Raw genomic sequence first — 12,477 nt, 5'->3', positions numbered from 1 at the left:
CGCAGCCCCACCTCCTCCGGCCGGTCCCCCTTGGGGGATGACGAGTGGTCGGGAGTACCGACCAGCGGCCAAGACTATCAGCCGACAGAGGGTCAATCCCTTTCTTTGCCCGTTTCATACGCGCTTTATGCTCGCCGCATGGGAGAAGTTCTTGCTCTGGTCGAGGCCCGGCTGCGTTCGGCACTTGGTGAACCGGACGCGCGCGCCGCAGTGACGTTTCTGGGTACGGATCGGATCGAGGTGCTCCGCTTCGTCGACGGCGATGTCGTGCGGTACGCCACCCTCGGCATGTCCGCCCATCCGATGACCGATCCGACGGCCGCGCTCGCCGACCCGGTGAAGGGCCCGCGCGCGGAGCTGGTCCTCTCGGTACGGGTCGGGCTCGCCGACACCGACAAGGTGCTGCGCCCGCTCGCGGTCCTCGCCTCGACCCCTCAGGTCGAGGGCGTGGTCGTGGCGGCCGGCGCCTCGCTCGACGTGGGCGAACCGCTCTGGCCCGGGGCTCCGTTCAGCTCGGTCCTCGTGGCGGAGCCGGGTGGCCTGGTGGAGGACCTGGACCTGGACGACCCGATGGACCCGGTCCGGTTCCTGCCGCTGCTGCCGATGACGTCGAACGAGGCGGCGTGGAAGCGGGTGCACGGCGCGGAGGCGCTCCAGGAGCGCTGGCTGGCCAACGGCACGGACCTGCGCGATCCGCTGCGGCGCTCGGTGACGTTGGACTGATCGGACCGTGCTCTGAGGGGGCCTGCCGGAGCGCGGGAGCCGCCGCTCGGTCCCTCCGCGCCTGCCACTCGGGGTGAACTGGTCGGTCCGGACGGGTGATCGTCCTTGACGCGGGCGCGGAGGGGTAGGACCGTTGGGCTCTATGAGGGGCGAACCCAGTTGCCCGAGGTGCGGTGGCCGGGTCAGGGCGCCCGGTCTTTTTGCCGACTCCTGGCAGTGCGCCGTGCATGGCCCGGTGCACCCGCTGCAGCCCGTGATCCCGCCCAGTGTCGAGGCCCTCGGTGTCGTCGTGCACCGGGCCGAGGTGCCGGTCTGGATGCCGTGGCCCCTACCTGTCGGCTGGCTCTTCACCGGGGTCGCGTACGCCGGTGACGACCGCAGCGGAGGACGCGCGACCGCCGTCGCCTGCTCGGGTCCCGGTCCGCTCGGCGGAATCGGTGAGCTGCTGCTCGTGGCCGAGGAGCTGGGCGTCGGACTCGGCGCGCGGTACGCCGGGCTCGACGGCCCGGACCCCGGAGCCGGCCTGTCCATCGACAAGCCCGCCCAGACCAAGGTCCTCGCCGCCGGCCGCCCGACACCCCTGTGGCATGTGACCGGCACCCCGCAGGACCGCGCGGTCTTCGCGGGGGAGGCGCGCGGGCTGTGGCTGTGGGCGATCGTGTGGCCGGAGCAGTCGGGCCTGCTGATGTACGACGAACTGGTCCTGACGGACCTGCGCGACGCGGGCGCGGAGGTCGAACTCCTCCCGTGCGGGGCGCTGACGCCGCGTCTGCTGACGTAGAGCGGGGCAGCCTGAGGACCAGGGGTCTGGAGCCGCCTCGCGCCTTGGGATGCGCGGCCGTCTTGGCGTGGGGGCTTGGTTCTGGGGGGCCGTAACGCCTGGGGCCTTGGTTCTGTGGGGCGGGTGGGGCTTATTCGCCCGTTATGCTGGAGCGTCCCCTTGTTCGCCCGCCCTGAGCCCTGGAGCAACGCGTCGTGCGCATCGACCTGCACACCCACTCCACGGCGTCGGACGGTACGGACACCCCGGCCGAGCTGGTCCGCAACGCGGCCGCCGCCGGACTGGACGTCGTCGCCCTCACGGACCACGACACCACGCGCGGCCACGCCGCCGCGATCGCCGCGCTCCCCGAGGGGCTGACCCTCGTGACCGGCGCCGAGCTGTCCTGCCGCGTCGACGGTGTCGGCCTGCACATGCTCGCGTACCTCTTCGACGCCGACGAGCCCGAGCTGGCCGCCGAGCGCGAGCTGGTCAGGGACGACCGGGTGCCGCGCGCGCGGGCGATGGTCGGCAAGCTCCAGGAGCTCGGTGTCCCGGTCACCTGGGACCAGGTCGCCCGCATCGCGGGTGACGGTTCGGTCGGCCGCCCGCACGTGGCGGAGGCGCTGGTCGAGCTCGGAGTCGTACCGGACGTGTCCGGGGCGTTCACCCAGGAGTGGCTGGCGGACGGCGGTCGGGCGTACGTGGGGAAGCACGAGCTCGACCCGTTCGAGGCGATCCGGCTGGTCAAGGCGGCCGGCGGGGTCACGGTCTTCGCGCACCCGCTCGCGGTCAAGCGGGGCGAGGTCGTCCCGGAGTCCGCGATCGCACGCCTCGCGGAGGCGGGCCTCGACGGCATCGAGGTCGACCACATGGACCACGACGAGCCGACGCGGGCGCGGCTGCGCGGGCTCGCGAAGGAGCTCGGGCTGCTCACCACGGGCTCCAGCGACTACCACGGCAGCCGCAAGACCTGCGCGCTCGGCGAGTACACGACGGACCCCGAGATCTACGGCGAGATCACGCGCCGCGCCACGGGGGCCTTCCCGGTCCCGGGCGCCGGCGGACCGGCCTAGGGCCTCAGGGCCCCCAACCCGCCACCGCCTCCTCAAGGGTCGGTGCCGGAGGTTCCCCGTGCCCGCACGGGTCTTCCGGCCCCTGCGGGAGCCCTCCTGAGCCCCTACGGGCCCTCGGGCGGGCCACACCTGTCACCTGTCACCCGCCGCCGGATTCCGGACGGGCGGGGCCTCGGCTCGGGCTCACGCCCACCCACACCCTCGTACACCCCACATCGCAAGGCACACCGTGTTCGACGTCGCCGTATTCGGCTCGCTGTTTCTGACCCTGTTCGTGATCATGGATCCCCCCGGGATCACCCCGATCTTCCTCGCCCTCACCTCCGGCCGGGCCGCCAAGGTGCAGCGGCGGATGGCCTGGCAGGCCGTCGCCGTCGCCTTCGGCGTCATCACCGTCTTCGGGATCCTCGGGCAGCAGATCCTCGCCTATCTGCACGTCTCCGTCCCCGCCCTGATGATCGCCGGCGGTCTGCTCCTCCTGCTCATCGCGCTCGACCTGCTCACCGGCAAGACCGACGAGCCGAAGCAGACCAAGGACGTCAACGTCGCCCTCGTGCCCCTCGGCATGCCGCTGCTCGCCGGGCCCGGTGCGATCGTCTCCGTGATCCTCGCCGTGCAGCACGCCGACGGCGCCTCCGCCCAGGTGTCGGTCTGGGCCGCGATCGTCGCCATGCACGTCGTGCTCTGGCTGACCATGCGCTACTCGCTGCTGATCATCCGCGTCATCAAGGACGGCGGTGTCGTGCTCGTGACCCGGCTCGCGGGCATGATGCTCTCGGCCATCGCCGTGCAGCAGATCATCAACGGCGTCACCCAGGTTGTTCAGGGGGCCTAGGGCGAAAGGCCCTGACCCCCTCCGCACACCACTGCGCCCCCGTACGGATTCCGATCGTCGGAGTCCATGCGGGGGCGCGGTGCGTCGGTGCGTTGCCTTGTTATGAGGCCGTGCTGTCGGCCGGGCGGATCCAGATGCGCTGGCCGATCGAGGCGGCCTGCTGCACGATCCGGTTGACGGAGGCGGCGTCCACGACGGTGCGGTCGACGGGCGTGCCGTCGATGTCGTCGAGTCGCAGGATTTCGAAGCGCATGGGCTTCTCCCTTCGTCTGGAGTTGATCCTCCTGATGGAGAACTGTTGTGCCTGTTACGTACTGCTCAACGAGATGCATCCTGCAAACATTCCCTACGCTAAGGAAATTTTTCGGATGGCTAACTACTAACGTGGGGGATGGTGGCGGGGGCCGCACGGCGGGCGGAGAATGAGGCCGGTATGAACGACGCCGAGACACCTCACACGCCGCCCCGCGACCCTCTTCGCGACCCGGTCCACGACCTGGGCGACCGCCTGGAGCGCACCAATGAGCTCCTGCGGCGGATGCTCGCCGAAGTGGCCAAGACCCCTTCGACCCATGCCATCTTCGTCGACGCGGGTTACGTCTATGCTGCGGCCGGGTTGCTGGTCGCGGGCACCGAGGACCGCCGCTCCTTCGACCTCGACGCCGAAGGGCTCATCGAGGCCTTCATCGACAAGGCCCGCACGATCTTCGCCGACAGCCGCCTGCTGCGCGTCTACTGGTACGACGGCGCCCGCCGCCGCATCCACACCCCCGAGCAGCAGTCCATCGCCGAACTCCCCGACGTCAAGGTCCGGCTCGGCAACCTCAACGCCAACAACCAGCAGAAGGGCGTCGACTCCCTCATCCGCTCCGACCTGGAGTCCCTCGCCCGCCACCGCGCCATCAGCGACGCCGCGCTCGTCGGCGGCGACGAGGACCTCGTCTCGGCCGTCGAGGCCGCGCAGGGCTACGGGGCCCGCGTCCACCTCTGGGGCATCGAGGCCGCCGACGGGCGCAACCAGGCCGAGCCGCTGCTCTGGGAGGTCGACAGCCGCCGCACCTTCGACCTCGACTTCTGGCGCCCCTACGTCACCCGACGGCCCGTCACGACGTACGAGAACGAGGGCGAGCCCCCGCCCTCACGCGAGGAGGTCCGCTTCGTCGGCGCCCAGATCGCCGCGATGTGGATCGCCGAACGCGGCAGCGACGCCATGGCCGAGCTGCTACCGGGACATCCGTACCTGCCGGGGCCGGTCGACCAGGACCTCCTGATCGAGGCCGAGAAGCTCCTCAGCCGGTCCCTGCGCGGCCACGCGGCGCTGCGCAGGGCGCTGCGCGACGGGTTCTGGCAGCACCTTCAGGCGAAGTTCTAGCCGCTACGCGTGGGCGTTCGGGCCGTCCCAGAACGCCACGAGCCGGGCCGCCAACTCCTCAGGGTGCGAGACGTTGGGGGAGTGGCCCGCGCCCGCGACCACCGTGTGGTGCGCGCCCGTGTGCGCCGCCGCCTCCGCCAGGCCGTGCACGGGCCAGACCATCTCCTCCGCGCCGTACGCGATGTGCACCGGCATCGGGAGCGCGGCAAGCCGTGCCGTACCGTCCGGATCGCGCAGCAACAGCCGCCCTGCGCCCGCCAGTTGGGAGATCCGGGTGCGCATCCAGCGGCGCCGAAGGAACCGTACGATCTCCGGCGGGTCGGCGGCCCCCGGCTCCTCGCCGCGACTGTCCAGCCAGCGCGTCGCCAGCCAGACCCGCTCCTTGGGCAGCAGCGCGAGCGCGCCGCGCAGCGCCAGGACCCTGACCCGCTGCGGGCGGGCGACCCGGCCCGGCCCCGAGGAGAGCAGGGTCAGCGAGCGGAACGCGCCGGGCGCGAGCTCGGCGGCCGCGCGGGCCACCAGACCGCCGAAGGAGTGGCCGAGCAGGTGCACCGGACCGTCGCCGAGGACCGCCGCCTGCGCCACCACGTCCAGGGCGAGCGCCCGGCGGCTGTAGGCGTGGCGCCCCCGCGGCCCCGGGGTCTCGTGCTGGCCGCGCCCGTCGACGGCCACGGCGCGGTAGCCGAGCTCACCGAGCGGACCGAGCAGGGCGAGGAAGTCCTCCTTGCTGCCGGTGTAGCCGGGCAGCAGCAGTACCGTTCCGCGCCTCTCGCCCTCGGGCGCGGCGTCCAGGACGGCGAAGTCGCCGCGTGTGGTGCTGAGCCGGTAGGCACGGGTGCGCGGTGGCAGCGCCAGGGACCGGGGCTTGCTCATACAGGGACTGTAACCGCTGTTCAGCGGCGGCCGGACGGCACGGTGGCCCGGCCCCTGGGAAGGGACCGGGCCACCGGGAAGGTGCGACGGCGCGTCAGTTCTCGGGCTGCGCGGCAGCGGCCTTCTTGGTCGTGCGACGGCGCGGAGCCTTGGGGGCCTCCTCGGCGACGGCGGCCTCCGCCGGAGCGGCGGCGGCCTTCTTCACCGTGCGGCGACGGGGCGCCGTCTTCGGCTCCGACGCGTCCGGCGCCTCGGCGGCGACGGGGGCGGCGGCGGCCTTCTTGGTCGTGCGGCGGCGGGGAGCCTTGGCGGCCTCCTCGACGACGGGCTCGACCGCGGTCTCGACGGCCGGAGCCTCGGTGGCCTCGGCCGCGACGGCCTTCTTGGTCGTACGGCGACGGGGAGCCTTCTTCGGCTCCTCGACGACCTCGGTCGCCACGGGGGCGGCCTCTACGGCCTCGACGGCCTCGGCCGCGACGGCCTTCTTCACCGTGCGGCGGCGGGGGGCCTTCTTGGGCTCCTCGACGACCGGCTCGGCGACGGGCGCGACGGCTGCGACGGACGCGACCGGCTCGGCGACCGGGGTGACCGGCGCCGCGGCCGCGAGTGCGGCGGCCGCGGTCTCGACGGTCTGGAAACCGACCGTCTCGACCTCGGGCCTCAGGACGCGCGGCCGGCGGCGGCGCGGAGCCTGCGGGGCCTCGGGGGCGACCTGCGGGGCCTTCGGGGCCCGCGGGGCCCGCTCCACCGGCTTGGCCTGCTTGACCACGGGGGCGGCGGCGACGGCGACCGGAGCGGCGGCGGGGGCCTCCGCGACCGGAGCGGCGACGGCCGTCTCGGCGATCGGGGCGACCGGCGCGTTCGACGCCCCGGTCGTGCGGGTACGGCGACGGCGACGCGGGGTGCGCGGCTCCGCCGGCGCGTCCTCCGTCACCGGAGCGGCGACCGCTGCCGGAGCGGCGGCCGTGGCCGTCTCCTCCGACGCGGAGCCACCGCGCGTACGGCGACGCTGGCGCGGGGTACGCGTGCGCTCCGGACGCTCCTCGGCCACCGGGGCGGCCTGCTTGCGGCCGCCACGGCCACCGCGGCCGCCGGGCTCGCCCAGGTCCTCGAGCTCCTCCGCGCCCAGACCCGCACGGGTCCGCTCGGCGCGCGGCAGGACACCCTTGGTGCCCGCCGGGATGTCCAGCTCCTCGTACAGGTGCGGGGAGCTGGAGTAGGTCTCGACCGGCTCGTGGAAGTCCAGGCCGAGGGCCTTGTTGATGAGCTGCCAGCGCGGGATGTCGTCCCAGTCGACCAGCGTCACCGCCGTGCCCTTGTTGCCCGCGCGGCCGGTGCGGCCCACGCGGTGGAGGAACGTCTTCTCGTCCTCGGGCGACTGGTAGTTGATGACGTGCGTGACGCCCTCGACGTCGATGCCGCGGGCGGCGACGTCGGTGCAGACGAGCACGTCGACCTTGCCGTTGCGGAACGCGCGCAGAGCCTGCTCGCGGGCGCCCTGGCCCAGGTCGCCGTGGACCGCGCCGGACGCGAAGCCGCGCCGCTGCAGCTGCTCGGCGATGTCGGCCGCCGTGCGCTTCGTACGGCAGAAGATCATCGCGAGCCCGCGGCCGTTGGCCTGCAGGATGCGGGAGACCATCTCCGGCTTGTCCATCGAGTGCGCGCGGAAGACGTGCTGCTTGATGTTGGCGACGGTCACGCCCTCGCCGTCGGGCGAGGTGGCGCGGATGTGCGTCGGCTGCGACATGTAGCGGCGGGCGAGACCGATGACCGCGCCCGGCATGGTGGCCGAGAACAGCATGGTCTGACGCTTCGCCGGAAGCATGTTCATGATCTTCTCGACGTCGGGCAGGAAGCCCAGGTCGAGCATCTCGTCGGCCTCGTCGAGGACGAGGGCCTTGACGTGGGAGAGGTCCAGCTTGCGCTGGCCGGCCAGGTCGAGCAGGCGGCCCGGGGTGCCGACGATGACGTCGACGCCCTTCTTGAGCGCCTCGACCTGGGGCTCGTACGCCCGGCCGCCGTAGATGGCGAGCACGCGGACGTTACGGACCTTGCCGGCGGTCAGCAGGTCGTTGGTGACCTGGGTGCACAGCTCGCGCGTGGGGACGACGACCAGGGCCTGCGGGGCGTCGGTCAGCTGCTCGGGCTTGGCCCGGCCGGCCTCGACGTCCGCGGGGACGGTGACGCGCTCCAGGAGCGGCAGACCGAAACCGAGGGTCTTGCCCGTGCCGGTCTTGGCCTGGCCGATGACGTCGGTGCCGGAGAGGGCGACCGGAAGGGTCATCTCCTGGATGGGAAAGGGGGAGACGATGCCGACGGCTTCGAGCGCCTCGGCGGTCTCGGGAAGGATTCCGAGCTCTCGGAAAGTCGTAGTCAGGGTGCTGCCTCTTCTGTGAGACGCGGCGTGAGGCGAACGCTGGGGGTCGTACCGTGCCGATTCGCTTCCGACCGGATCAAGGAAAGGATCACAGTCGGGTGGCGCGGGACCACTGCCGTCGCTCGAGCGTCGTGCCGCTTGAGGGACCCTCCTGCGGGTGCGCGGGGAGGGCTGTCGGGTCGGAGCCAGTCGGGCCACCGACCGGGCATCCTCATTCATGAGTCGGCCCACCGAGTACGTCCGAACGTGCGAAAACTTGTCCGCATACTCAGCAGGCGCTTTACCACTGTACCCCGGATTCGCGCATGTGTGTTGGGAGAATTCACGATGAGGGCGCGGTCACAGTGACTGACCAGGGCCTTGAGCGTGCCGGGGAGCGGGCTATTGTGCGCTTCATGGAGACGCCTGACAACGCCACGCCCGCCGAAGAGCCCGCCACCGGGATCGCCGCCCAGGACTGGGCCACCGCTTCCGCCGAGCCGCAGTACCGCGCCGCGGTCGTCGACCTGCTCGGCGCGCTGGCCTACGGCGAGCTCGCGGCCTTCGAGCGGCTCGCCGAGGACGCCAAGCTGGCGCCGACCCTCGCGGACAAGGCGGAGCTGGCGAAGATGGCCTCCGCCGAGTTCCACCACTTCGAGCAGTTGCGGGACCGGCTCGCCGCCGTGGAGGCCGAGCCGACGGCAGCGATGGAGCCCTTCGCCAAGGCGCTGGACGACTTCCACCGCCAGACCGCGCCGTCGGACTGGCTGGAGGGCCTGGTCAAGGCCTACGTCGGCGACTCGATCGCCAGCGACTTCTACCGGGAGGTCGCGGCCCGGCTCGACTCGGACACGCGCCGGCTCGTGCTTTCGGTCCTCGACGACACCGGCCACGGCAACTTCGCCGTCGAGAAGGTCCGCGCCGCGATCGAGGCCGACCCGCGCGTCGGCGGCCGGCTCGCGCTGTGGGCGCGTCGGCTGATGGGCGAGGCGCTCTCGCAGGCCCAGCGGGTCGTCGCCGAGCGCGACGCGCTCTCCACGATGCTCGTCGGCGGCGTCGCGGACGGCTTCGACCTGGCCGAGGTCGGCCGGATGTTCTCCCGGATCACCGAGGCCCACACCAAGCGCATGGCCGCGCTGGGCCTCGCCGCGTAACGACTCCAGCGCGGCTACCCGCGCTCCAAGGGCCCGGCCCGGCACACGCTCGCGTGGTCCGGCCGGGCCCTTCGCGTGGTCCGGGGGTTCGAAATACCGGTCGTCGTGGGGGAGGCGCTGCTCACGCCGCCGCTGATCGGCGCAGGCGTCGCGAGGCCGGGCGGATCAGCAGCGAGAGCAGGACCGCGGCGATCGCCACGGCCCCGACGAGCGTCGGCAGGGCGTTGCCAGGGCCGAGCGCGCCATGGGTCACCAGGGCGCCGAAGACGGCCCCGAGCGTGCCGGTCGTGAGGACGACCGCGCGTGCGGGGAGGCGGTCGGGCAGCCGGTGCACGGCGGCCCAGGCCAGGGCGAATCCGAGCAGTGCGGAGCCGAGAGCTTCCAGGAACACGGGATCACCTCGCGTGCGGTGCGGGGCGGGCATTGCGGTCGTAGCGGTCCTACCCGGGCCGACTCGCACGCAATCCTCCCCGCCCGCCCCACCTGCACCTTCACCCCGCCCTCACGCGCCGGGGCCGGTGCGCGGCCCACCCGGACGGACGAAAGGGCCCGGCGGACGGACGGACGAAACGGCCCGGCGGACGGACGGACGAAAGGGCCCGGCGGAACGAATCCGCCGGGCCCTTCCCACGTCACGCGACTCAGAGAGCGCCGAAGCCCACTCGGCGCACCGCCGGCTCGCCGATCTCCACGTACGCGATCTTCTCGGCCGGGATCAGGACCTTGCGGCCCTTCTCGTCCGTGAGGCTGAGCAGCTGCGCCTTGCCGGCCAGCGCGTCGGCCACGGCGCTCTCGACCTCCTCGGCGGACTGCCCGCTCTCCAGAACGATCTCCCGGGGTGCGTGCTGCACGCCGATCTTGACCTCCACGGCTATGTCCCTCCGAACGGTCAGCGTTGCGCGTCTCCCGCGCCGTACGCTGCACACATTAGCCCGGAGAGGGGACCCGCACGGCGTACCTGCGAAACGCCAGGAGCGAACAGCCGGGAGCGGTGCCCCAGGGCCTGTCCGGCCCTGGACACCTAGAGGCCGTCGGTGACCGGCTGGCCGTCCGTCGGGTGCAGCGGGAAGCCCGCGATGCCGCGCCACGCCAGCGACGTCAGCAGCGCCACGGCCTTGTCGCGGGGGATGGCGGACTCGCTGGAGAGCCAGTAGCGCGCCACGACCTGGGAGACACCGCCCAGGCCCACCGCGAGCAGCATGGACTCGTCCTTCGAGAGGCCGGTGTCCTCGGCGATGACGTCGGAGATCGCCTCGGCGCACTGCAGGCTCACCCGGTCCACCCGCTCGCGCACGGCCGGCTCGTTGGTGAGGTCGGACTCGAAGACGAGCCGGAACGCGCCGCCCTCGTCCTCCACGTACGCGAAGTACGCGTCCATCGTGGCCTCGACCCGGAGCTTGTTGTCGCTCGTCGACGCCAGGGCCGTGCGCACGGCCTGGAGCAGCGCCTCGCAGTGCTGGTCGAGCAGGGCCAGGTACAGCTCGAGCTTGCCCGGGAAGTGCTGGTAGAGGACCGGCTTGCTGACGCCCGCGCGTTCGGCGATGTCGTCCATCGCGGCGGAGTGGTACCCCTGCGCGACGAACACCTCCTGGGCCGCCCCGAGGAGCTGGTTCCGTCGGGCTCGGCGCGGCAGGCGCGTGCCCCGAGGGCGTGCTGCCTCTGTCTGCTCGATGGCTGTCACGCCGCCTCCCAAAAATCGATCCATGCGCGCTGTGGCGCCGCGCCCGCCATCGTACTTTTGGGTAACCCGGCTGTGCGCGGTGCGGACGCAGAATTTCACGGACCGGACGCCCAGGGCGATAGGCGATTCAACGTTAAACAGAACAAATCAGCGGTAGTCGTCTTCGTCGAGTGCGACCACGCGCGCCTGTTCGGAGGAGTCCGCCTCGTTCGCCGAGTCCCGTTCCACATGAGTGTGGGGCTCGTCCTCGCGCTGCTGCAGTTCGGCGCGCTGCTCGGCCGCGTCGGCCTCAGGGATTTCCTCGTCGAGCACGACGTCCTCTTCCTCGGCGAATGTGTCCGGCTCGGTCGGATCGACTGTCATGAGGTTCCTTCCGGCACGCGAGCGCTCTCCGATGGCCCTCACTACGAGCGTAGGAGCACACTCCGCGCGGCGCACCCGAGCCTGTGACGCCACACACACGCGCCGCCGCGTGATCGTCTCGTAATATTGCGGCCATGTCGTCGACCGAGCTTCCGGAGACCCGGACCGCCGCCGCCCCGATCACGCCGCGGATCCGCGCCGTACGGGTCGCCGACGGCGAGAAGCTGCGCTCCGTCACGCTGCCCGGGCTCACGCTCACCGTGCGCGCCAGGCCCGGCAACCGGCCGGGCCTCGCCCCCGCGCTGTACGTCCACGGCCTCGGCGGCTCCTCGCAGAACTGGTCGGCGCTCATGCCGCTGCTCGCGGACCTCGTCGACGGCGAGGCGGTCGACCTGCCGGGCTTCGGCGACTCCCCGCCGCCCGACGACAGCAACTACTCCGTCACCGGACACGCCCGGGCGGTCATCCGGTTCCTCGACGCACGGGGCCGCGGCCCGGTCCACCTGATCGGGAACTCGCTCGGCGGCGCCGTCTCCACCCGGGTCGCCGCCGTCCGCCCCGACCTGGTCCGCACGCTCACCCTCGTCTCCCCGGCCCTGCCCGAGCTGCGCGTCCAGCGCAGCGCCTGGCCGACCGCGCTGTTCGCCCTGCCGGGCATGGCGCCCCTGTTCGCGAGACTGAGCAAGGACTGGACCCCGGAACAGCGGGTCAGGGGCGTGCTCGCGCTCTGTTACGGAGACCCCGGCCGGGTCACCGACGAGGGGCTGCGACACGCCGTGGAGGAGATGGAGCGGCGCCTTGAGCTCCCGTACTTCTGGGACGCCATGGCCCGCTCCTCGCGCGGCATCGTCGATGCCTATACGCTCGGCGGCCAGCACGGCCTGTGGCGACAGGCGGAACGGGTGCTCGCGCCCACGCTGCTCGTCTACGGCGGGCTCGATCAGCTCGTCTCGTACCGGATGGCACGCAGGGCCGCGGCCGCGTTCCGCGGCTCGCGACTGCTGACCCTCCCGGACGCCGGGCACGTGGCCATGATGGAGTACCCCGAGACGGTCGCCCAGGCCGTCAGGGAACTGATCGAAGGCGCCGAGGCACCTGAACGAGCGCCAGAGCGAGCACCTGAACAGACGCACGAAGAACCACGTAAAGAAGTACGTGAAGAAGCGCGTAAAGACGACAGCGGCGGGAGCTGATCCGGGGCGTGGGACGACATAGTCGTAAGGGCCCCGCGCCCACACCCCCCGCCGAGGCGGCACAGGGGCGGGGACAGGCGCAGGGCCAGGG

Annotated in this window: 14 protein-coding genes; 7 read left to right on the top strand and 7 right to left on the bottom strand. The window is 72.3% G+C overall.

Annotation, left to right across the window (positions count from 1 at the left end; translation table 11 throughout):
- Nucleotides 1-138 precede the first annotated feature (138 nt).
- The 4 genes from ACGFYP_RS26155 to ACGFYP_RS26140 all read left to right on the top strand — a co-directional run bounded on the left by ACGFYP_RS26155 (nucleotide 139) and on the right by ACGFYP_RS26140 (nucleotide 3,394).
- Nucleotides 139-723 (top strand): suppressor of fused domain protein, encoded by a 585-nt coding sequence (locus ACGFYP_RS26155; protein ID WP_361964225.1) that lies wholly within the window; start codon nucleotides 139-141, stop codon nucleotides 721-723.
- Nucleotides 724-865: 142 nt separating this feature from the next.
- The gene (locus ACGFYP_RS26150) at nucleotides 866-1,504 is read left to right on the top strand and encodes a DUF6758 family protein (protein ID WP_361964223.1); all 639 of its coding nucleotides are present in this window, start codon (nucleotides 866-868) and stop codon (nucleotides 1,502-1,504) included.
- A gap of 194 nt (nucleotides 1,505-1,698) precedes the next feature.
- Entirely contained in the window at nucleotides 1,699-2,559 is an 861-nt protein-coding gene (locus tag ACGFYP_RS26145) for a PHP domain-containing protein (RefSeq protein WP_393498151.1), read from the top strand.
- Between the two features lie 229 nt (nucleotides 2,560-2,788).
- Nucleotides 2,789-3,394 (top strand): MarC family protein, encoded by a 606-nt coding sequence (locus ACGFYP_RS26140; RefSeq protein WP_361964219.1) that lies wholly within the window; start codon nucleotides 2,789-2,791, stop codon nucleotides 3,392-3,394.
- Between the two features lie 100 nt (nucleotides 3,395-3,494).
- Here ACGFYP_RS26140 and ACGFYP_RS26135 read toward each other — a convergent pair whose 3' ends face one another.
- Nucleotides 3,495-3,647, bottom strand: coding sequence for a hypothetical protein (locus ACGFYP_RS26135; protein ID WP_315891306.1), 153 nt, complete (start codon nucleotides 3,645-3,647; stop codon nucleotides 3,495-3,497).
- A 180-nt stretch (nucleotides 3,648-3,827) separates the two neighbouring features.
- Here ACGFYP_RS26135 and ACGFYP_RS26130 point away from each other — a divergent pair, with 180 nt between their 5' ends.
- Nucleotides 3,828-4,766, top strand: a complete 939-nt coding sequence (locus tag ACGFYP_RS26130) for an NYN domain-containing protein (protein ID WP_361964217.1) — start codon at nucleotides 3,828-3,830, stop codon at nucleotides 4,764-4,766.
- Nucleotides 4,767-4,769: 3 nt separating this feature from the next.
- Here ACGFYP_RS26130 and ACGFYP_RS26125 read toward each other — a convergent pair whose 3' ends face one another.
- Both ACGFYP_RS26125 and ACGFYP_RS26120 read right to left on the bottom strand, forming a co-directional pair.
- Nucleotides 4,770-5,639 (bottom strand): alpha/beta hydrolase, encoded by an 870-nt coding sequence (locus ACGFYP_RS26125; protein WP_361964215.1) that lies wholly within the window; start codon nucleotides 5,637-5,639, stop codon nucleotides 4,770-4,772.
- A gap of 94 nt (nucleotides 5,640-5,733) precedes the next feature.
- Nucleotides 5,734-7,923, bottom strand: a complete 2,190-nt coding sequence (locus ACGFYP_RS26120; protein WP_393498145.1) for a DEAD/DEAH box helicase — start codon at nucleotides 7,921-7,923, stop codon at nucleotides 5,734-5,736.
- A 488-nt stretch (nucleotides 7,924-8,411) separates the two neighbouring features.
- Between ACGFYP_RS26120 and ACGFYP_RS26115 the strand changes: the two genes are divergently transcribed.
- Nucleotides 8,412-9,149 carry a ferritin-like fold-containing protein gene (locus ACGFYP_RS26115; RefSeq protein WP_361964211.1) on the top strand — a complete coding sequence of 246 codons (738 nt, stop codon included), beginning with the start codon at nucleotides 8,412-8,414 and terminating at the stop codon, nucleotides 9,147-9,149.
- 121 nt (nucleotides 9,150-9,270) lie between these two features.
- Here ACGFYP_RS26115 and ACGFYP_RS26110 read toward each other — a convergent pair whose 3' ends face one another.
- The 4 genes from ACGFYP_RS26110 to ACGFYP_RS26095 form a co-directional block, all read right to left on the bottom strand.
- On the bottom strand, nucleotides 9,271-9,540 hold the full coding sequence (locus ACGFYP_RS26110) for a hypothetical protein (RefSeq protein ID WP_361964209.1): 270 nt from the start codon (nucleotides 9,538-9,540) through the stop codon (nucleotides 9,271-9,273).
- 250 nt (nucleotides 9,541-9,790) lie between these two features.
- The gene (locus ACGFYP_RS26105) at nucleotides 9,791-10,018 is read right to left on the bottom strand and encodes a DUF3107 domain-containing protein (RefSeq protein ID WP_260229006.1); all 228 of its coding nucleotides are present in this window, start codon (nucleotides 10,016-10,018) and stop codon (nucleotides 9,791-9,793) included.
- Between the two features lie 152 nt (nucleotides 10,019-10,170).
- On the bottom strand, nucleotides 10,171-10,830 hold the full coding sequence (locus tag ACGFYP_RS26100; RefSeq protein ID WP_361964207.1) for a TetR/AcrR family transcriptional regulator: 660 nt from the start codon (nucleotides 10,828-10,830) through the stop codon (nucleotides 10,171-10,173).
- 147 nt (nucleotides 10,831-10,977) lie between these two features.
- A complete protein-coding gene (locus ACGFYP_RS26095) occupies nucleotides 10,978-11,193 on the bottom strand; it encodes a hypothetical protein (RefSeq protein WP_361964205.1) in 216 nt (71 codons plus the stop codon).
- 134 nt (nucleotides 11,194-11,327) lie between these two features.
- On the opposite strand from ACGFYP_RS26095, the gene ACGFYP_RS26090 reads away from it, so the two are divergent.
- Nucleotides 11,328-12,386, top strand: coding sequence for an alpha/beta fold hydrolase (locus tag ACGFYP_RS26090; protein WP_393498137.1), 1,059 nt, complete (start codon nucleotides 11,328-11,330; stop codon nucleotides 12,384-12,386).
- The last annotated feature ends 91 nt before the right edge of the window (nucleotides 12,387-12,477 follow it).

Origin of the sequence: Streptomyces sp. NPDC048370 (assembly GCF_043200825.1) — a bacterium.
Taxonomy (GTDB): domain Bacteria; phylum Actinomycetota; class Actinomycetes; order Streptomycetales; family Streptomycetaceae; genus Streptomyces.
The sequence above is the reverse complement of the archived record's forward strand: the minus strand, read 5'-3'. Positions and strand labels throughout refer to the sequence as shown.